The following is an 18,702-nucleotide window of genomic DNA, read 5'->3' on the forward strand; positions in this document are numbered from 1 at the left end:
TTACGGCTCGCGTGCAGCACACTGTGTCCATGAACTCGACGGCCAGGTACTTCGTTGGCGTTGATCTGGCATCGGGCCCACACAAGCCTTCCGGGGTGGCCGTTGTCGACGACAGCGGCACGTTGGTGCACGTGGGAACGGCATCCGACGATGACAGCATCCGCGCCGCCCTGTGGCCGTATGTGCACAACCACTGCCTGGTGGCCATCGACGCACCGCTGATCGTGGCCAATCCGACGGGTCAGCGGCCCGCGGAGAGCGCGTTGAACGCCGACTTCGGCAAGTTCCAGGCCGCGGCGCGGCCGTCCAACACCGGCAAGCCCGAGCTTGCCGGCATCCCGCGTGGCGCGCAGCTCGCCGCCAGCCTGGACCTCGACATCGATCCGGCGTCGACGTCGACGCGGCGCGCCGTCGAGGTGTTCCCGCATCCGGCGACGGTGGCGTTGTTCCGGCTGGGTCGCACCCTGAAGTACAAGGCCAAGCCGGGCCGTACCGCCGTCCAGCGTCGGTCCGAGATGCTCCGGCTGATGGACCACATCGAGGGGCTGGCCACCGCCGATCCCCCGCTGCGGGTCATCGGTTCGGCCGCCTGGAGCGAGCTGCGCGCCGGGGTCGAGGACGCCACCCGTAAAAGCGAGGTTCGCCGTGCCGAGGATCCCGTCGATGCGGTGTTGTGCGCCTATCTCGCCCGACTCATCCACACCGCGCCCGAGAGGGTGACCACCTACGGCGACGGAGAGACCGGCTACATCATGACGCCGACGCTGCCGCCGGATCTGATGCCGGCGCCGCCGGAGACGACGCCGGGTGCGGTGCAGGAGGCCATCGCCACCTACACGCAGCGGCGCCCGGCGCTGATCTCCAGCACCGCGCACTATCTCGAGCTGGTGACGGCGCTGCTCGACGACGCCGGTATCGACTACCTGAGCGCTACCGCGCGGACGAAGTCGGTCGAGTCCTTCGCCGCCAAGGCTGATCGCAGCGTCGATGGGCGCCGCCTCTACGCCGACCCGCTGACCGAGCTCACCGACCAGATCGGGTTGCGGGTGATCACCTATCTCCGCGACGACGTCGACGCGGTGGCCACCTTGCTGACCGACGCGATGCGCCTGCTCGATGACCGCGACATGGGACGTGAAACCGCCAGCGCGGGCCGCTGGGGATACGCCAGCCGGCACCTGCTCGTCGCCGTCGAAGGCGAACAACAACCGGCGTCGGTCCAGATCCGCACGGTGCTGCAGCATGCCTGGGCCGAGTTCGAACACGACATCCGCTACAAGGGTTCGGTGCCCGAGGGACACGCTCCGGATCTGGACCGTCGATTCACCCTCGCCGCCGGTCTGCTGGAACTGGCGGATCGGGAATTCTCGGCGATCCGCGAGCGGTTGCGCTCCACCTCGCCTACCGATGTCGAAGAGATCTCGCACGACCCGCGAATCGCCACCCCGGTGCTGGCCACGTACCTGGGCAATCGCTTCCCGGACGCCGGCTGGTCCCGCACCGACCACTACAGCTGGATTTCGGGGTTGCTGCTCGAGTTGGGCATCGACACGTTGGACAAGCTCGACGATGCGCTTGCCGGTGTCGACACCGAAGCCACCAACGCCGCTTTCGGCTACCGGTTTCCGCCGGGGGCGGTGCGCAGGCTCGACGATGCGTTGCTCGCGGCGTTCGGGCAGCGCTATATCGCGTTGCAGGACAACTCACATCGAGTGCCGCTGCTGGAGGCTCGGGCCGCCAAGCTGCGTTCGGCAGCCCGGCCCTGACATCGGTGGTCAGCTCCCCTGATCCGGTGCGTCGGCCAGATGTGTCGGGTCGGTGATGTCACCCTTGATGCCCAACTGTTTGTTGATCGCCGTGGTGATGAAGAACAGCAGCACCCCGATCACCACCAGGACGCCCGCCACCAGGTACTGCTGAGCTGGTCGGCCCGACAGCGGTGTCACCAGGTAGAGAGAGGCCAGGAACCCGATCACCGGCAGGACCGTCGGGGTCCGGAAGTGTCCCCGTTTCGCGGTGCCGCTGTCCTCGCCGGGAGGCCGGCTCCGCGCCGGGTCGTCGCGCCGGAGCACCAGCACGGCCACATTGACCACCGCAAACACTGCCAGCAACAGCAATGAGGTGGTGCCGCCCAGGACTTCGACCGCGCTGCTGCTGGCAAATCCGGACACGTAGAGGATCAGACCGAAGGCGATCACAGTGGTGAACACGATCGCCACCCACGGGGTCTGCCGGGTCGAGTGCACGGCCCCCAGCACCGGCGGCAGCACGTGCTGGCGGGCCATGCCGTAGATCAGCCGACTGGCCATCAGCATGTTGATCAGGGCCGTGTTGGACACCGCGAACATGGTGATGAACGGGAAGATCTCGTCGATGGGCAATCCGGGTGCGGCCGCCTCCACCACGTCCACCAGTGGGGTGCTGCTGGCCTTCAGGTCACCGATCGGCACCAGGGCGACCGCGATGATGGACACCAGAATGTAGACCACACCGGCGATCGAGAGACCGCTGAGCAGCACCTTCGGGAAGATCCGCACCGGGTCCTTGGTCTCCTCGGCCATGTTCACCGAGTCCTCGAATCCCACCATGGCAAAGAAGGCCAGCGAAGTCGCCGCCGTGACCGCCACGAAAGCGCTTCTCTCGCCTTCACTTTCGAACATCACGACCCGGGAGAAATCCAGGTTGTCGCCGCCCTGGGTGAAGGCCCAGAGCCCGACGAAGATCACCAGCAGCAGGCCGGTGATCTCGATGATGGTCAGTCCGACGTTGAGCTTCACGCTCTCGCTGACCCCGCGTAGGTTGATCGCTGCCAGCACCGCCATGAACAGCAGGGCGATGACGGCGATGGCCGCCTTCCCTGGTTCGATCCCGAAACCCTTGAGCATGTTCGACGCAAAAGCCTGCGACGCCGTCGACGCCGAGGTGATACCTGAGCACATCACCACAAACGCCACCAGGAACGTGACGAAGTGGATGCCGAATGCCTTGTGCGCGTACAGCGCCGCGCCGGCGGCCTGCGGGTATTTGGTGACGAGCTCGAGGTAGGAGAACGCGGTGATGGTGGCGATGACAAAGGCGATCAGGAACGGCAGCCAGGCCGCTCCGCCCACCTCCCCGGCCACTTTGCCGGTCAACGCGTAGACCCCGGTTCCGAGGATGTCGCCGACGATGAACAGCAGCAGCAGACCCGGACCCATCACCCGTTTGAGCTTCGGCTGTTCCTCGGCGGTGTCCGGGTGCGCCATGTTGCCTCCTGGGAGTGGGTGCTGGTCCTACCTGCTCAATGACGTGATGCGATCCAGTCGACCGGGGTGTCGGTCAGCGTGCAGACCTGTTGGAGGAGGTACTGGACCTTCGCCGGGTCCTGGGCCCGCTGCCAACCGAACGTGGTCGGCCGTTGCGCCCGGTCGTGCCAGAAGTGGCCCGGCGTGGAGTCGGGGCGGGTGGCCACCAGCCACACGGCGGTGTCGGCGCCGTCGGTGGCGTCCCGCAGTAGCGGCGAGGTGATCTTGTCGAACAACGGCAGGTACTGGCTGACTCCCGGGGTGCTGACCCAGCCCGGATGCATGCTCTCGACGGCGATGTCGGTGTCGGCGAGGCGGCGCGCCCAGGCGTCGGCCAGCACCACCTGCATCCGTTTGGTCCGCGCGTAGGCCTTGGCACCGCTGTACCCGTCGCGGAACTCGATGTCGTCGGCGACCAGCGGGGTGGTGTACATCCCGCCGGAGGACATCCACACCACCGACGCCCCGTGGGCGGCGGCCAACAGCGGCAGCAGCTGCTCGGTCATCAGATGCGGCCCGAGCACGTGGGTGGCCAGCTGCACCTCGTGGCCTTGCGGAGATTCGGCGCGGTCCGGCGGCATCGCGCCGGCGTTGTGCACCAGCCCGCGCAGCGACGGCACCCGGGCGGACAGGTCGGCGGTCCATGCGCGTACCGCGTCGAGGTCGCTGACGTCGCAGACTTCCTCGATCACCTGCGCACCGGCTACCGCGCCGCGGATGCTGCCGGCTGAGGTCTTCACCTTCGCCTCGTTGCGCCCCACGAGGTGCACGATGGCGCCGAGCTCGGCAAACGAGCGGGCCATCGCCTCCCCGATACCCGAGGTGGCCCCGGTGACGACCACCCGCTGCCCGGCCAGTGTTGCCCGATCGGGATCATCGGGCCACCACGATTTTCGCAGTGCGGAACCGATCTTGGTGTAGCCCAGGACGACGGACCGGTCCAGCGCGGTGTCGACCGCCTCAGCCAGGCGCTCCGTGAAAATCATGCCGACGGAGGTAACCGGTTACCGGGGAACTCAAACCCGAACGGCTCGCTTGTCGTAGGGCGCAAAGATGTCGATGACGTCGATCAGGGTCGACCGCGCGATGTCCCGGGGGTCACCCGAGGCTTCGACCAGGGCCGACACCACGGCGCCGTCGACCGCACAGACCAGGGCCGAGAGCATCTCGGCGCGCGCGCAGCGCCCGGATCGCTCCACCACCTCACCAGCGGCGTTGGTGCGCTGTTGCAGGATGCGTCGCTGGATGTCACGCAGTGCGGGTTGTCGGGCGCAGGCGATGTAGCGCTCGTAGCGTGAGATCAGCTGGTCTCCCCGCGGGTCCTCGTCGACGAGCAGGTCCACCAGGACCTCCGCTGTCGCTTCGGGACCGCGACGGCGCCGCGACAGGCCCTCGATGTGGCCGCGCATCTTGGCGGCCTCGACCATGCCGATGTATTCGACGGCGGCGACGATCAAGTCATCCAACGAGGAAAAGTAGTAGGTGGTCGACGCCAACGGCAGGTCGGCGCGGGTGGCGACCGCGCGGTGCCGCACCGCTTCGAAGCCGCCTTCGCACAGCAGCTCGGCGGCGGCGCGCACAAGCGCGTACCGCCGGCGTTCTCCCTTCGGGGTAACCGCTGCTGTCACGTTTAGCATGCTGCCAGCCGCCCTGGTCACGCTGTGCGTTTTCTGCCAAACCGGATGATGACCATCTGATGTTCATATCTCACTGACAGCTGTCAGGGTCCCGCTCCTGGCAAGATGGCCGTCATGCCAGAGCTGAGTCGGCGCGCGGTCCTGCGGCTCGGGGTCGGAGCGACCGCGGGTGCCGCAGGCGCCTATGCCTTGGGTGCCTATGCCTTCGGCGCCGGGTCACCGTCAGTTCCGGTCCCCCCGGTGGCCATGACGTCTGTGGAGGTGCCGCTGGCACCTCCGGCTCCAGCTCAGGCTCCGGCTCCTACGATGACGACCGGATCCTTTGTCTCGGCAGCGCGGGGTGGGGTGACCACCAATTGGGCGATCGCCCGGCCGCCGGGTCAGACCGCACCGCTGCGGCCCTTGATCGCGCTGCACGGCAAGGGCAGCGACGCGGCGACGGTGATGGCCGGAGGTGTCGAACAGGGCCTGGCGCAGGCGGTCGAGGCCGGTCTCCCACCGTTTGCCGTGGTTGCCGTCGACGGCGGTGGCAGTTACTGGCATCAGCGCGCTTCCGGTGAGGATTCCGGCGCCATGGTGCTCGACGAGCTCATTCCGATGCTGGCCGACCAGGGTCTGGACACGTCTCGGGTGGCGTTCATCGGCTGGTCGATGGGTGGTTATGGCGCCCTGTTGCTGGGGGGACGGCTCGGCCCGGGCCGGACCGCCGCGATCTGCGCGGTGAGTCCGGCGTTGTGGCTGTCGTCGGGGGCGACGGCCCCGGGTGCGTTCGACGGCGCCGACGACTACGCGGCCAACTCGGTGTGGGGCTTGCCGGGGTTGGCGTCCATCCCGATCCGGATCGACTGCGGTGACAGCGATCCGTTTTACTCCGCGACACAGCAGTTCATCGCGCAACTTCCGACTCCGCCGGCCGGCGGCTTCTCCCCCGGCGGGCACGACGGGTCGTTTTGGAGTTCGCAGCTGCCGGCCGAACTCAGTTGGATCGCACCACTTCTGACCGCGTAGCCGATTAGGGTGACGCCATGTCTGACAGGCTGGCCGGGAAAGTCATCGTCGTCGCGGGTGCCGGCGGGATCGGCGACGCGCTCACCCGCCGGTACGCCGCAGAGGGCGCCACGGTGGTGGTCGGGGATCTCGACGCCGAGCACGCGGCGGCCCTGGCCGAGGAGATCACCGCGACCGGCGCCGAGGTGGTCGGTACACACCTCGATGGCGCCGACGACGACTCGGTGGCTGCACTGGTATCGCTGGCGATGTCGAAGTTCGGTCAAATCAACGGGTTTCACGCCAACTACGCGAACTTCGCCGACGGGCTGTCGACGGCCGGGGTGGATCTGCCGCTCGAGGATTTCGACGCGGTCATGCACACCAACGCCCGCGGCTACTTCCTGTGTTCCCGGCATGCGGTACCGGCCATGGTGTCTTCGGGCGGCGGCTCGATGGTGTACACCTCTTCGGCGCAGGCACATTCCGGCAGTCCGGTGCGGGTGGCCTACGGGATGAGCAAGGCCGCGGTGCACGCGTTGATGCGGACGGTCGCGGCCCGCTACGGGTCCAAGAAGGTCCGCGCCAATGCGATCACGCCGGGGCTGATCCTGCACGACAACCTGCCGGAGCTACCCGAGGTGGTCGCCGCCTCCGCCAAGGCGATGGCCGCCATCAAGCACCGTTTCGGTGAGCCCGAGGACATCGCCGCGATGGGCGCATTCCTGATGTCCGATGACGCGAGCTTTGTCACCGGCCAGGTGCTTGCCGTCGACGGTGGTGTGACGATGCGGCCGTAGGATGGCCTGGTCCGATCCTGAGTTCGGGCGACGCCGATCCGGAGGATGGAACCGATGCCGTTCACGCACATCGTCACGTTCAAGTGGAGCGACGAGTCCTACGACGACGGGCCAGTCGCCGAGGCGCTACAGGCATTGATCCCCACGTTGAGCGGTGTGCAGTCGTATGTCTGTGGTCCCGATGCCGGCGTCACCGCCAACAGCTATGACTTCGCCGTCGTCGGCACCTTCGATGACGTGGACAGCTTCACGTCCTACCGCGATCATCCCGAGCATCAGCGCATCATCAACGAACTGATCGTCCCCCATCTCGGTTCCAGGACCGTCGTCCAACTCGAGCGCTGAGCTCAGCCGTCAGTCAAGTCCGCTCCATCCGGAGCGTCGATGTGAGAGAACGGCCGACTCGCGGGCACTGATCGGCCTACCTCGCGCATTCATCAGCCGGGATTTTCATGGTCCTTCCGGCATGCCCGAAGATCCTTGCCCGGACTCGACGGGTCGGCGCTGAGCTGTGCCGTCGGGGCGTCGTCTATTCAGCTGTGGCTGCACCCGCCGGGGGGGTGAACACCGGCGGTCGAGCCCAAGTACTTCCTGCAGGGACGCTTTGTCGAAGCCCAGGCCGTCCCACGCCCCTTCACCGACGTCAGCTGACGGCAGCCAAACACGATACATACGCAGCAACATTTGGAACTATCAACGCATCGCGTAGACATTTCGCCCTTCCGGTTGCGCATTGCGCATCCCCTGGCTAGCATCGCCACATGTGATGCGCGGCACAGACCTGCCGTTACCCCGCCCATCGGGCCCCACTGACCCACCGGATTCACGAAGGAGCGTCATGCTTCCGTCCACCACCCCCGTCGACCCCATCGAATGGCCGGCGCAAGCTCGCGTCGCCGTGGCGCTGACGTTCGACGTGGACGCCGAGGTCGGATGGCTCTGCGAGGGCGAGCAATACCAACGTCGACTCACCACGCTGTCGGAGGTCCGATTCGGCATCACCCGCGGCCTGCCGCGAATCCTGGCACTACTGGACCGGCTGCAACTGCCCGCGACCTTCTTCGTCCCGGGTGGCACTGCGCAGCGATATCCGGCGGCCATCGCCTCGATCGCCGAGCGCGACCACGAGATCGCCCACCACGGCCACGATCACCTGCGTTCGGACAAGGCCTCTCCCGCAGACCAGCGAGCCGAAATCGAGCTCGCTCTGGACACTTTCGCCACCCTCGGCATCAACCGCCCGGTCGGATATCGGTCTCCGGCCTGGGAGCTCACCCCCGAGACCTTCGACCTGCTTCTCGAGCACGGATTTCACTATGACTCCAGTTGTATGGGCGACGACCGCCCGTACTTCGAGGAGTACCAGGGCAAGCGCATCTTGGAGTTGCCCGTGCACTGGTCGCTGGATGACTGGCCCCGATTCGGCTGGAACATCGACACCGCCGGCGTGCTCGGACAACCTGCGGACATGCGCAACGAATGGAACGACGAGCTGGAACTGGCCATCGAAGAGGGCGGTCGACTGGTGGTTCCGACGATGCACCCCGAGATGATCGGACGCGGCTACCGGTTCGTTCACCTACAGCGTTGGCTGGAAGCACTCGTTGCGCGCTCTGATATCTGGTTCGCCACCATGGCACAGATCAGCGCTCACGTTGCGGGAGAACAGAACTCATGAGCAACGACGGTGTTCGGGTTTTCGAGTCCACCCAAACCGAGCCCCACGCTCGGGGTGTGGAATTCGGCCGGGCCAACGCCGCAGCGGTGTTGCGTACCGTCAGCCACTACCGGGAGCTGTTCACCTCGCGTGGTCTCGGCGCTGACGAGCTGCAGGACCTCAGTGTCCGCGCGCTGTCCGCCATCACCGACTATGCGCCGGCGGTCGCCTCGGAGATCGCCGGAATCGCCCAAGGTGCGGGTGCCGCGGACAGCGAGATCGCGATGATCAACGCCCGCACCGAGATCCTGGCCCACGCCGGGATCCACACGGCGCCGGAGTGCTCGACGGTTGTGCAGTTGAGTGACGACGGTGTGGTGGCCCAGCAGAACTGGGACTGGTACACGATCTTCGAAGAAGACTGGCTGGTATGGCGATTCACCACCGACAGTGGTGTCACCGTGGAGACCATGACCGAGTACGGTGTGGTGGCCAAGGCCGGCTGTAACAGCACCGGAGTCGGCGTACTGTTCAACATCCTGCACCACGACACCGACGGCCGTACCATCGGCGCACCAGTACATGTGATCGCCAGGCGGGTGCTCACCGAGGCTGTCGACGTTGCGTCCGCATTGACCATCATCGCCGCGGCCCGAAGGTCGGCTTCGACCACGATGACGGTGGTCTCGGGTGGCCCGGGCAACGCCGCAGTCGCGGTGTCGGTCGAGATCGCCCCAGACGATCTCGGCTATGTGTTCGCCGACGATACCGGACTCCTGTTGCACACCAATCACTTTCTCAGCTCCCCACTGAGTCTCGGCGATCGCGAACACCGCGAGTACCCGGACACGGTGCTGCGATACGACGCACTGCGTCGTCGCCTGGGAGGCCCGGGTGAGGTCGGCGCCGCCGAGGTCGCGGCCGCCCTGTCGGACACCACCGGTGGCCCACTGGCGCTGTGCTGCCGTCCGGATCCGAACCTGCCCGGCGACTTTCAATACCAGACACTTGCCCACATCGATCTCGACATCGCCGAAGGACGACTCAACGTCACCCCGTTCGGGCCGCCGGGATCAAACACGAAGTCCCCGAGAAAGGAAGAAACACACCATGTCTGATCAACCCGCCACGATGCTGTTCCGGAACGGACTCGACAACAGCGATATCCTCACCAAGGATGTCGACCGCCTTGTCGATTTCTACCACGGAGTACTGGGGCTGCCGTTCTTCCTGCCCTACGAGAAGGGGCAGGGTTGGGCCTCCATCGATTTCGGCAACATCGTCTTCTACCTCTTCACCTCCGAGGTCGGTGAGCACGCGCCGCGTCGCACCCATGTCAACGCCGACAACCCGCCCGGGTTGGATTCCTTCGCGTTCCACGTCAACGATCTCGACGAAGCGGTCGCCTACCTCGACGGCAAAGTCGAGTGGGCACATCACGAGATCATCCCGTGGGAGCATCCCAGCGGGGTGTGGTACCGGTTCCGGCCGTTCTACGATCCTGACGGCAACCTGCTCTACGCCACCGAACCGCACACCGAGGCGTCCCTTCGATGAGCAATGCCTTGACCGATCGAGTCGCGGTGGTGACCGGTGCCGCACGCGGCATCGGCGCCGCCATCGCACGAACACTCGGCGCCGAAGGCGCCCGGTTGGTGCTGACCGATATCGACGGGGCCGAACTGGAGCAGACCCGCGCGGCCCTGGAGGCCGACGGAATGACAGTGCGCGCGTTGGTATCCGACGTATCAGATCGCAACGCCTGTGAGGAGCTGATCGGCACCGCGGTCGAACATTTCGGGGGTGTCGACATCCTGGTCAACAACGCCGGCCGGCTGTTCACCTTGACCGGTTTGGAAGCCACCGACGACGACGACTTCGACGCGATCATGGCCGTCAACGTCAAGGGGCCACTGTATCTGAGCCGCGCAGCGGTGCCCTACCTGCGCAAGAGCGATGCACCGCGCATCATCTTCATCTCCTCGCAGTGGGGCCAGGTGCCGGACGGGCATTCCTACGGTTACATGACCAGCAAGGCTGCCCAGCTGGGGCTCATGAAGACCATGGCAAAGGAGTTCGCAGGGGACGGCATCCTCGTCAACGCTGTCACCCCGGGGGCCATCGGAACGCGAATGGTGCCCACCGACCGGATCGACGAGGAGATCGCTGCGATCCCGCTCAAACGCCTCGGCGTGCCGGACGACATCGCCGGTCCGGTGGCCTTCCTGGCCTCTGACCGAGCGTCGTTCATCACCGGGCAGGTGATCAGCCCGAACGGTGGCGCCCTGATCGTCGGCGTCTAGCAGCGTATGAACTCTTGGAAGGAAATCCGGATATGACCACTGTCATACAGCCCTCCGGCACACCCACCGTCACGAAGCGTGATCTCGCCGAAGCCGCCATGCGCCGGTCCTGGTTCCCGGTGGCCCGCTCGGCCGACCTGGCCAACCCGCAACAGGCCACCTTGTTGGGGACGAACCTGGTGGTGTTTCGCCGTTCCGACGGTACCGCCACCGTGCTGCCGAGCCGATGCCCGCACCGCGGAGGCAGTTTCACCATCGGCACGCAACACGGCGACGACATCGCCTGCTCCTATCACGGCTGGCGGTTCTCCGGGGTGAGCGGAAAGTGCACCTACATACCGTCGTTGCCCGATCAGTCGAAGATTCCACCGAAGGCCGGTGTCAAGGTGTACCCGGCAATCGAACGGTACGGCCACGTGTGGACCTGCCTGGAAGACCCGGTGACCGAGATGTACGACCTCGCCGAATGGCGCGACCTCGACCTCGAGTGGCTGGCGGCAACACCACTGAACTCCCCTACCGGTGTTGCCGTGGCGATCGAGAACTTCCGGGACGTCGCACATTTCCCGTTTGTCCATCGTGACACCATGGGCGACGTCCCCGAGGTGGTCGAGCCGCTGAACGTGCGCCGCGACGGTCTGCACGTGTGGATGGACCGCGAGCTGCTGGCCACCGAGGGCGAGTGGAACAACGGAGGTGACCAGACGATGCGCTACCACTGCGTGGCACCAGGTCTGGCCGCCATCACGTTCACCTCGTCCACCTTGGGCACCCGTGTCGTCGCAGGTTTTCCGAGCCCGATCGCCTACGACCAGGTCAAGATCTTCTGGGGAGTAGCCAACGAGGTCGGCTACCGCGGCTCCACGCTGGGCGAGAGCCTGGAACTCGAACAACGCGTCTATCTGGAAGATCTTCCGATCGCCGAGCGGATCGAGCCCCGGGAAGTGCCGTGGGACAACGAGACCGAGGAGTTCTCGGCGCCCGCCGACCTGTTCACCCTCAACTACCGCCGCGCGTTCACCGACTTGATGGGTCGGCTCGAACAACCCAGTCCCACTGTCTGAGGTCAGCGATGGACGTTTCGTTCTCCGACGACGGCGCCCCCGGACACGACATACCGGTGCGGGTCCGCCAGACCCGGTACGAAGCCGAAGGTGTCGTGTCGTTCCTGTTGGAGCGACACGACACCGGCGACTTGCCCGAATGGTCTCCCGGCGCCCATGTCGAACTGGTGCTGCCCAGCGGCGCCCGTAGGCAGTACTCCCTCTACGGCGATCCCGGCCGGCTCTCGTCGTATCGGATCGCCACCCGACTGGTCGCCGACGGCCGCGGCGGCTCTGCGGAGATGCACCGCTTACGCCCAGGGGACACGGTGGCAATTTCGGCAGTGCGCAACAACTTCGAGCTCCGTGAGGCGAAATCGTATCTGTTCATCGCAGGCGGTATCGGGGTCACACCCCTGTTACCGATGTTCCGGCACGTGACCCTCCACGACATCCCGTCGACGTTCATCTACCTGGGACGCAACCCCGAACAGATGGCGCTTGTCGACGAGCTGAACGACATCGGAGCCGGGGTGCAGGTGCGCCACACCGATGTCACCGGCATTCCCCTTGCCGCCGATCTGCTCTCCGACAGCACCGCCGAGGCCATCTACGCATGCGGACCGGCGCCGCTGCTCGACGATCTCGAAGCAGCGGCGGGCATCACGCTGACCGAACATCAGTCACTGCACATCGAACGCTTCCAGCCGGTGAGCACGCTCGGTGCCGGCGACGATACCGACTGCAAGATCATCTGCAGCAGATCCGGACTCACGGTGGCCGTCGCGCGCGGGGAGACCTATCTGGACTCCATCCGCCGTGCCGGAGTAGACGTGCCGTCCTCCTGTGAGATGGGTATCTGCGGCACCTGCCAGATCCGCGTCACCGCGGGTACCCCCGATCACCAAGACATGTTGCTCACCGACGAAGAGCGAGCAGCGGGAGCCTTCTTGCCCTGCGTGTCCCGAAGCCGATCCACGGAACTCACCGTCGAGCTCTGAACCAGCCCAACTCCACCGGTCCACCACGGACCGATCTCCCCCTCACATCTCGGAAAGGGACCATCAGATGGCCTCGACAAACACCGACCGGTCGGGTCGAGAACCTGAAGTGACCGCCAAAGCCGGCACCGAAGGACATATCGCCCAAACCCTCTACTGGTGGGACGGATTTGCCATCAGCCTGTCGATTCCGGCTGCGCTGTTCATCGGCATCGGGTACACCATCGGCGCGCTCGGCGCCGTGCCCGCGATCATCTTGTCCTGCGTCGCCGCGATCCTCGCGGCCCTGCAGAACGTGATCTACTCCGAGATGACGTCGATGTTCCCGCAGAAGTCCGGCGGCATCGCGGTCTACGCAAACGAAGGCTGGAAGAACCGCAACGTCTTCGCCGGCCCCATTGCCGCCTTCGGCTACTGGTTCGCCTGGGCCAGCTCGCTTGCCATCTACTCCCTGCAGATCGGCAGCCTGAGCAAGGCGCAATGGTTTCCGGAAGCGACCGGAAGCATCGCGCTGTTCGGGCATGACTTCGGTCTCGAGCACCTGTTTGCCATCGTCTGTCTGGTCGCCGCGTGGGGCTTCAACATCCTCGGCATGCGGGTCGCCATGGGCGCCATCTACATCACCGGCGCGCTGGTACTCGTCCCGATCATCGGCTTCATCGCCGCACCGCTGTTCACCTCGGCGTGGTCGGCCGACCTGCTCACCGCGGACTGGACCGCGGGTGGTTTCCCGATCTGGCAGGTTCTCGGCGCCTGGGCATTGATCCAGATCTGGTCGGTTTACGGCATCGAAGCAGTCGCGACGTTCACTCCTGAGTACAAGAAGCCGGCCCGCGATTCGCGTCGTGCCCTCCGGCTGGCCGGCGTCTTCTGCATCGTCGTCTACGCGTTGGTGCCGTTGGGTGTCGGAGGGGTTCTCGATCAGACCGAGATCGCCAACGACCCCACCGCGTTCTACGTCACCGCCTTCGAGCGGGTGTTCGGCGCCGGGGGCGTGTTCATGACCGTCTGCATCATCGCCGGACTCATCCTGCTGATGGTCATGACCACCGCAGACGGCGGTCGCGTGTTGCACGGTTGCGCCAACAACGGTCTCACCATCAAGCAACTCTCCGCACTCAACCGGTTCGGAGTTCCCGGCCGCGCCATGTCGCTGGACCTCATCTTGAATCTGGTGCTGATCGTTTTCATCGGCTCGACGCTGGCGGTGATCGTGGCGGGCATGATCGGCATCATCGTGTGCCATATCCTCGCGCTGATCGGGTATGTGTTCCTGCGCCGGGCAAAAGTGGCGCCCAAACGGGAAACCCGACTTTCGCGATTCTGGGTGGCAGTCGCCATTGCCATCGCGGCGTTGAACTCGGTCATCCTGGTGGCCGGCGCCGCCAACGCCAACATCACCGGCTACGGCGGCCCCCGCGAGATCCTGCTGGGCCTCGCGGTGCTGTCCATCTCGGTGGTGCTCTACATCTACCGTCGTGTCGTACAGGACAAGCAACCACTGCGGTTGCGTAACCCGGAAGCGATCGACGTGGCGCCAGAAACTGTGTGAACCAACGTGATCGGCGGCGGTGTCTGAAACTGCGGTTTCAGGCACCGCCTCCGTCTGCCGGAAGCCGGTACAAGAACTTGTGTGTCCGCACGATGGACAGGATCTCGGTGCGGGTCACGCCGGGAATGGCGCGCACCACCAGGTTCACGAACTCCCACTTGTGCTGGTCGTCGCCGGCAGAGAACTCCACCAGCAGATCGGCTCGGTCACTCAACGCCGAGGACAGATAGCTCACCTCCGGGCGCGCCATCAGCGTTTCCACCGCCTCATCGTGGTGATCGGGTTCGACCGCCACCAGCAGTAGCGACAAGGTGTAACTGCCGACCCGCATCGGGTCAACGTAGGCAACGATATTCAGAACACCCGCAGATTGCAGTCGGCGCACCCGCGCCCGAACTGTCCCCTCGGCCACCTGCAGCGACCGGCCGATCTCACGGAACGATCTCCGACCGTCTTCCTGAAGCTGGACAAGAATCGAGCGGTCCAGTTCGTCGAGTTTCTCCGACACCATCGAATCATATTCCGTGGGAGTTCCTTCCCTGAACAACACCGTGACACTGCGCGCCCCGGCTCGACAGCTTGTCTGCTCAGCCGTCGATGGCCCGGTACGCCGCGACCGTTCCCTCACTGGTGGACGTGCAGCGGAATCTGTTGTCCGGCTTCGGCGTACATCTGAACTGAATGGGACGGCGTCATCACCACCAGGTAGGTGAGCTGCAGACCCTCGCGGGCGGCGAGGAACACCGTTTCGGTGGACTTGTCTCGCAGCTGAGCCAACAGTGGGCTCCCGCGATCTCCCTATTGTGATTTCCATATCCATATCATGGATGTGAGCTAGACCATATGCCTGCGTTACGGTGACGTCAAAAACTCCATGATGTGGAGGCCCGACGACCTAAACAGCGCTGACCCATCAGACCCGAAGCGTCCAAAGGGCTGAGCTTGCGAAGCTCTCGCTAAAGGTCGTCGGGGGTGAGGATCCGCCCCGGATGGTGAAGGTTGTTGATGCGGGTCTGTCCGCAATCCAACTCCGGCGGCGGAATCCACTCGGTCACCCCGTCTGCACGGTTGCGGGTGGTCCACCCGGTGGTGTCGACCATCCGGTTGTCCGGTCCACATGCCAGGGTCAGGTCCTCGATATTGGTTTGGCCCCCGTCTTTCCAGTCTTTGTTGGCGTGATGGATCTGGGAGCGGTAGCCGCTGGCCCGGCACCCGGGCATGGTGCAGCCATGATGCTTGGCCAACAACATCAACCGTTGCGCCTGTGTAGCGGTGCGTCGGCTGCGCCCCAGATGCAGTGGGACCCCGTGGTCGTCGAAGAGTGCCAACCAGGGCCGGGAGTGGGCGGCCATTCGGAGCAGGTCGGGAATCGGGATCAGGGTTCCGCCGGCGGTGATGCCCTGTCCGACACCCTTTTCGAGGTCTTTGAGGTCGACCACGATGACGATATTGGCGGGCAGCCCGTTGATCGTCTGCCCCGGCATCGTCGTCAGAATTCGTCGGCATGCCACGATCAGGGCGTCGTGGTGGCGACGCCCGGGACTGCGGGTGTCGGCCTTCTTCTGCTCCTCGGTGGGTTCACCCTCGATGCAGGGTGATTCATCGTTGGGATTACACATTCCGGGGGCACCGTGCTTCTCCAGGAGGGGCTCCAGATGTGCCCATGCTTCGGGCGTCAGCAAACCTTCGATGGGGATCAGCCCGTCGGGGCGTTGCCGACCGCGCCGCAGGTAGGCCTGCGCCTGACGGTCCTCGTCGGAGAATTCTCCATCTTGATTGAGCAGGTAAAGCATCCGGGCGGCGGCTTGCCGGAATGCCCCGGGGGTGTGTTCGCAGGCATGTTGGGCCAGTTGCTCTTCGGCGTTGTCGCGGGTCTGGTAGTCGATGAACCCGGGCAGTTTTTTGAAGAACCACCGCAGGTGGGTCAGATGGTCGGCGCCGATCAGCCCTTGGACTTGACCGCGGGCCACCGTCGGCATCTTCGGTTCCAAGGGTTCACCGGTCATAGCGGTGCGCGGCCCAAACCGCGCTGCATCGCCCAACCGTCGGGCCGCTTCGCCCTCGCTGATCCGCAGACGCTGCGTCAGGACCTTGGTGAAGCTGGACGCCCCCAATGTTGTCGGACTGTTTTCGACGGTCAGCTTCTGATACACCCGGTGATCCAGCACCGGTTGCGCCCGCGATACCGCCTCACGACGCTCCTGCAGTTCCAGCAACTCCAGCGGGCCGAACCCGTCGATCGAGAGCCGATTCATCTGCGCGGTCAGGGTTTCCAGCTGGGCCAGGGCGGCCAGCATCGCCTCGCGATCGGCGATGGCTGATGTACCCATGCATCGAACACTAGTGCGACACACCGACAAGAATCCGCTAGCTGTGACTCCAGATACTGAAGTGGCACAGGAGTTTTGATGATCCCACCGTCGTATCGGCGGCCGCGGATGACGAGCTACCCGACAGTGTCAGCCCAGCCGCTTCTGCGCCGCCTTCACCAGTCCACCGCCGATGATCAGCCGCTGGATCTCGCTGGTGCCTTCATAGAGCCGCAGCAGCCGCACTTCACGGTAGATCCGCTCGACCGCAACACCCCGCATGTAACCGCTGCCGCCGTGGATCTGGACGCCGAGATCGGCTACCTGGCCGGCCATTTCGGTGCAGAACAGCTTGGCCGCCGACGGTGCGATCCGGCGGTCCTCCTCGGTGACCCATTTGTGGGCGGCATCGCGCACCAAGGCCCGTCCGGCCATCACCTGAGTCTGCTGGTCCGCGATCATGGCCTGTACCAGCTGGAACTCCCCGATCGGGGTGCCCCCCTGGGTTGCCGTCGCCGCATACGCCACCGACTCGTCGAGCACCCGTTGCGCCGCTCCGACAGCCAACGCCGCGATGTGCACCCGACCCCGAGCCAGCGAGGTCATCGCCGCCCGGTACCCGATGTCCTCATTGCCGCCGATCAGGGCCGCGGCCGGTATCCGCACGTCGGTGAATCCGACGTCGGCGGTCCACGCCCCCTCCTGCCCCATCTTGGCGTCCTTGACGCCGATCTCGACCCCGGGGGTGTCGGCCGGCACCAAGAACACGGCGATACCCGCACCGTCGGCATCGGCGGGTCGGGTACGGGCAAAGACGACGAACAGATTCGCGATGGGCGCGTTGGTGATGAACCGCTTTTCGCCACTGATCACCCATTGCGAACCCTCACGAACCGCCTTGGTGCGCAAGCCGGCCGGGTTGGAACCGGCACCAGATTCGGTCAACGCAAACGACGCCACCACGTCACCGCCGGCGATACCTTCCAACCAGGTGGCCTTCTGCTCGTCGGTACCGAATCCGACCAGAACCTGCCCGGCGATTCCGTTGTTGGTGCCGAACATCGAACGCAGCGCCAGCGAGGTATAGCCGAATTCCATTGCCAGTTCGACATCCTGCATCAGGTTCAGCCCGAGGCCACCCCACTGTTGCGGGATGGCATACCCGAACAACCCCATGCTCTTGGCTTTGTCGCGCAGGTCATCGGGTACCCGATCCTCGGCGAGGATTTCCAGTTCCCTTGGCACGACGGTGGTGCGGATGAACTGCCGGGTCTGCGCCAAGACGTCCTGGAAGTCATCGTCCGCGACTTCGCTCACAATCGTCATGCTGGGAGTACTCCTCGGGTCGCAGGTGACCGGCAGGCTCAGTCGTGACTCAATGGCGTGTGCCGATGCGCCACCGACCGGGCACGCTCGACATCACGGTCAGTGATGGCCTGCACCAACTCTCGGTGTAGTTCAGTGCTGTCGACGCGCGGCGTGAGCCCTGGTGAATCACCGCGGCGCATCTCGATCAACAGGCGCTCGATGGTGTCGACGAGTCCGACATACACCGCCGTCAGCACCTTGTTCCGCCCGGTCGCGGCGATCTCTCGATGCAGTTGCCACACCGCTTGGGTGCGGCCCCAGAATTCCTGCGCTTCCTCGATCGCGGCCAATGCCTTGGCGAGACGTTTTCGATCAGCAGCCCGACAGGCCAAGGCGGCCTCGATGGTCACCAAAGTCTCGAGCTCGTCACGTACAGCGATGCAATGCTCGAGTTGCTCAGGGTCACCATCGACGGCCAGAAATCCATCTCGGAGTTGCACCTGCCGAGGCGCGAGTGCCACGAATGCGCCACCGTTGGGACCGGGCCGGAGATTGACCACACCGCGCGCCTGCAACATGCGCAGCGCTTCGTTGAGGGTTCCGGGCGCGACGTCGTGGCGCTTCGCCAGTTCGGACTTGGTACCCAGTGGGACGCCCACACCCAGTCGCTCACTGAGTATCTCGCGGTGGATCGCGACCGCCAGTCGCTCAGACTTCGAGCTCACATTGCGCTCGGCGGCAACCACGCGCGGGGACGGCTCCATCATTTCCCGTTCTGATACTCGTAGGTCCGGTTCGCTCACTGTAACCGGTTGGCGGCG

General features: G+C 65.3%; 19 protein-coding genes. 11 read left to right on the forward strand and 8 right to left on the reverse strand.

The features are described 5' to 3' along the window. Positions 1-29 precede the first annotated feature (29 nt). Complete coding sequence (relZ, locus tag WBB07_RS24910) at positions 30-1,766, forward strand: bifunctional ribonuclease/(p)ppGpp synthase (protein WP_526311604.1); 1,737 nt, start codon at positions 30-32, stop codon at positions 1,764-1,766. Positions 1,767-1,775: 9 nt separating this feature from the next. On the opposite strand, the gene WBB07_RS24915 is transcribed toward relZ, so the two are convergent. Genes WBB07_RS24915 through WBB07_RS24925 form a run of 3 tightly spaced genes read right to left on the reverse strand, consistent with a single transcriptional unit; the run spans position 1,776 to position 4,921 of the window. Further along, a complete protein-coding gene (locus WBB07_RS24915) occupies positions 1,776-3,245 on the reverse strand; it encodes an amino acid permease (RefSeq protein WP_526311606.1) in 1,470 nt (489 codons plus the stop codon). 35 nt (positions 3,246-3,280) lie between these two features. Next, positions 3,281-4,270, reverse strand: coding sequence for an SDR family NAD(P)-dependent oxidoreductase (locus WBB07_RS24920; protein ID WP_526311608.1), 990 nt, complete (start codon positions 4,268-4,270; stop codon positions 3,281-3,283). 30 nt (positions 4,271-4,300) lie between these two features. Continuing rightward, a complete protein-coding gene (locus WBB07_RS24925; protein ID WP_526311610.1) occupies positions 4,301-4,921 on the reverse strand; it encodes a TetR/AcrR family transcriptional regulator in 621 nt (206 codons plus the stop codon). Between the two features lie 105 nt (positions 4,922-5,026). Between WBB07_RS24925 and WBB07_RS24930 the strand changes: the two genes are divergently transcribed. From WBB07_RS24930 to WBB07_RS24975, 10 genes are all read left to right on the forward strand, one after another. Beyond that, positions 5,027-5,929 (forward strand): alpha/beta hydrolase-fold protein, encoded by a 903-nt coding sequence (locus WBB07_RS24930; RefSeq protein WP_526311612.1) that lies wholly within the window; start codon positions 5,027-5,029, stop codon positions 5,927-5,929. A gap of 17 nt (positions 5,930-5,946) precedes the next feature. After that, positions 5,947-6,708 (forward strand): SDR family NAD(P)-dependent oxidoreductase, encoded by a 762-nt coding sequence (locus WBB07_RS24935; RefSeq protein ID WP_526311614.1) that lies wholly within the window; start codon positions 5,947-5,949, stop codon positions 6,706-6,708. 54 nt (positions 6,709-6,762) lie between these two features. Beyond that, the gene (locus WBB07_RS24940) at positions 6,763-7,053 is read left to right on the forward strand and encodes a Dabb family protein (protein ID WP_526311616.1); all 291 of its coding nucleotides are present in this window, start codon (positions 6,763-6,765) and stop codon (positions 7,051-7,053) included. Between the two features lie 493 nt (positions 7,054-7,546). Then, positions 7,547-8,386, forward strand: a complete 840-nt coding sequence (locus WBB07_RS24945) for a polysaccharide deacetylase family protein (RefSeq protein ID WP_526311618.1) — start codon at positions 7,547-7,549, stop codon at positions 8,384-8,386. Then, entirely contained in the window at positions 8,383-9,483 is a 1,101-nt protein-coding gene (locus WBB07_RS24950; protein WP_526311620.1) for a C45 family autoproteolytic acyltransferase/hydrolase, read from the forward strand. Before WBB07_RS24945 ends, WBB07_RS24950 begins: the two co-directional genes overlap by 4 nt. Beyond that, a complete protein-coding gene (locus WBB07_RS24955) occupies positions 9,476-9,922 on the forward strand; it encodes a VOC family protein (RefSeq protein ID WP_526311622.1) in 447 nt (148 codons plus the stop codon). Before WBB07_RS24950 ends, WBB07_RS24955 begins: the two co-directional genes overlap by 8 nt. Next, the gene (locus WBB07_RS24960; protein WP_526311624.1) at positions 9,919-10,668 is read left to right on the forward strand and encodes an SDR family NAD(P)-dependent oxidoreductase; all 750 of its coding nucleotides are present in this window, start codon (positions 9,919-9,921) and stop codon (positions 10,666-10,668) included. Before WBB07_RS24955 ends, WBB07_RS24960 begins: the two co-directional genes overlap by 4 nt. A 32-nt stretch (positions 10,669-10,700) precedes the next feature. Further along, positions 10,701-11,732, forward strand: a complete 1,032-nt coding sequence (locus WBB07_RS24965) for a Rieske 2Fe-2S domain-containing protein (protein ID WP_526311626.1) — start codon at positions 10,701-10,703, stop codon at positions 11,730-11,732. A gap of 8 nt (positions 11,733-11,740) precedes the next feature. Next, positions 11,741-12,712 carry a PDR/VanB family oxidoreductase gene (locus WBB07_RS24970; RefSeq protein WP_526311628.1) on the forward strand — a complete coding sequence of 324 codons (972 nt, stop codon included), beginning with the start codon at positions 11,741-11,743 and terminating at the stop codon, positions 12,710-12,712. A 67-nt stretch (positions 12,713-12,779) separates the two neighbouring features. Then, the gene (locus WBB07_RS24975) at positions 12,780-14,264 is read left to right on the forward strand and encodes an amino acid permease (protein ID WP_526311630.1); all 1,485 of its coding nucleotides are present in this window, start codon (positions 12,780-12,782) and stop codon (positions 14,262-14,264) included. Positions 14,265-14,301: 37 nt separating this feature from the next. On the opposite strand, the gene WBB07_RS24980 is transcribed toward WBB07_RS24975, so the two are convergent. The 5 genes from WBB07_RS24980 to WBB07_RS25000 form a co-directional block, all read right to left on the reverse strand. Further along, positions 14,302-14,772 carry an Lrp/AsnC family transcriptional regulator gene (locus WBB07_RS24980; RefSeq protein ID WP_526311632.1) on the reverse strand — a complete coding sequence of 157 codons (471 nt, stop codon included), beginning with the start codon at positions 14,770-14,772 and terminating at the stop codon, positions 14,302-14,304. Positions 14,773-14,888: 116 nt separating this feature from the next. Next, positions 14,889-15,041, reverse strand: coding sequence for a hypothetical protein (locus WBB07_RS24985; RefSeq protein ID WP_526311634.1), 153 nt, complete (start codon positions 15,039-15,041; stop codon positions 14,889-14,891). A gap of 179 nt (positions 15,042-15,220) precedes the next feature. Continuing rightward, complete coding sequence (locus tag WBB07_RS24990; protein WP_526311636.1) at positions 15,221-16,594, reverse strand: HNH endonuclease signature motif containing protein; 1,374 nt, start codon at positions 16,592-16,594, stop codon at positions 15,221-15,223. A gap of 129 nt (positions 16,595-16,723) precedes the next feature. Beyond that, positions 16,724-17,899, reverse strand: coding sequence for an acyl-CoA dehydrogenase family protein (locus WBB07_RS24995; protein ID WP_526311638.1), 1,176 nt, complete (start codon positions 17,897-17,899; stop codon positions 16,724-16,726). Between the two features lie 38 nt (positions 17,900-17,937). Next, entirely contained in the window at positions 17,938-18,648 is a 711-nt protein-coding gene (locus WBB07_RS25000; protein ID WP_526311640.1) for a FadR/GntR family transcriptional regulator, read from the reverse strand. Between the last annotated feature and the right edge of the window lie 54 nt (positions 18,649-18,702).

Source organism: Mycobacterium sp. (genome assembly GCF_049647605.1).
GTDB lineage: Bacteria > Actinomycetota > Actinomycetes > Mycobacteriales > Mycobacteriaceae > Mycobacterium.

Bases quoted from the DNA above. Each gene is read 5' to 3' on its own strand.
- WBB07_RS24930 (WP_526311612.1), top strand. From the start codon at position 5,027: ATGGCCGTCATGCCAGAGCTGAGTCGGCGCGCGGTCCTGCGGCTCGGG.
- WBB07_RS24970 (WP_526311628.1), top strand. From the start codon at position 11,741: ATGGACGTTTCGTTCTCCGACGACGGCGCCCCCGGACACGACATACCG.
- WBB07_RS24945 (WP_526311618.1), top strand. From the start codon at position 7,547: ATGCTTCCGTCCACCACCCCCGTCGACCCCATCGAATGGCCGGCGCAA.
- WBB07_RS24995 (WP_526311638.1), bottom strand. From the start codon at position 17,899: ATGACGATTGTGAGCGAAGTCGCGGACGATGACTTCCAGGACGTCTTG.
- WBB07_RS24920 (WP_526311608.1), bottom strand. From the start codon at position 4,270: ATGATTTTCACGGAGCGCCTGGCTGAGGCGGTCGACACCGCGCTGGAC.
- WBB07_RS24960 (WP_526311624.1), top strand. From the start codon at position 9,919: ATGAGCAATGCCTTGACCGATCGAGTCGCGGTGGTGACCGGTGCCGCA.
- WBB07_RS24975 (WP_526311630.1), top strand. From the start codon at position 12,780: ATGGCCTCGACAAACACCGACCGGTCGGGTCGAGAACCTGAAGTGACC.
- WBB07_RS24940 (WP_526311616.1), top strand. From the start codon at position 6,763: ATGCCGTTCACGCACATCGTCACGTTCAAGTGGAGCGACGAGTCCTAC.
- WBB07_RS24955 (WP_526311622.1), top strand. From the start codon at position 9,476: ATGTCTGATCAACCCGCCACGATGCTGTTCCGGAACGGACTCGACAAC.
- WBB07_RS24935 (WP_526311614.1), top strand. From the start codon at position 5,947: ATGTCTGACAGGCTGGCCGGGAAAGTCATCGTCGTCGCGGGTGCCGGC.
- WBB07_RS24990 (WP_526311636.1), bottom strand. From the start codon at position 16,594: ATGGGTACATCAGCCATCGCCGATCGCGAGGCGATGCTGGCCGCCCTG.
- WBB07_RS24965 (WP_526311626.1), top strand. From the start codon at position 10,701: ATGACCACTGTCATACAGCCCTCCGGCACACCCACCGTCACGAAGCGT.
- WBB07_RS25000 (WP_526311640.1), bottom strand. From the start codon at position 18,648: ATGATGGAGCCGTCCCCGCGCGTGGTTGCCGCCGAGCGCAATGTGAGC.
- WBB07_RS24915 (WP_526311606.1), bottom strand. From the start codon at position 3,245: ATGGCGCACCCGGACACCGCCGAGGAACAGCCGAAGCTCAAACGGGTG.
- WBB07_RS24950 (WP_526311620.1), top strand. From the start codon at position 8,383: ATGAGCAACGACGGTGTTCGGGTTTTCGAGTCCACCCAAACCGAGCCC.
- WBB07_RS24925 (WP_526311610.1), bottom strand. From the start codon at position 4,921: ATGCTAAACGTGACAGCAGCGGTTACCCCGAAGGGAGAACGCCGGCGG.
- relZ (WP_526311604.1), top strand. From the start codon at position 30: ATGAACTCGACGGCCAGGTACTTCGTTGGCGTTGATCTGGCATCGGGC.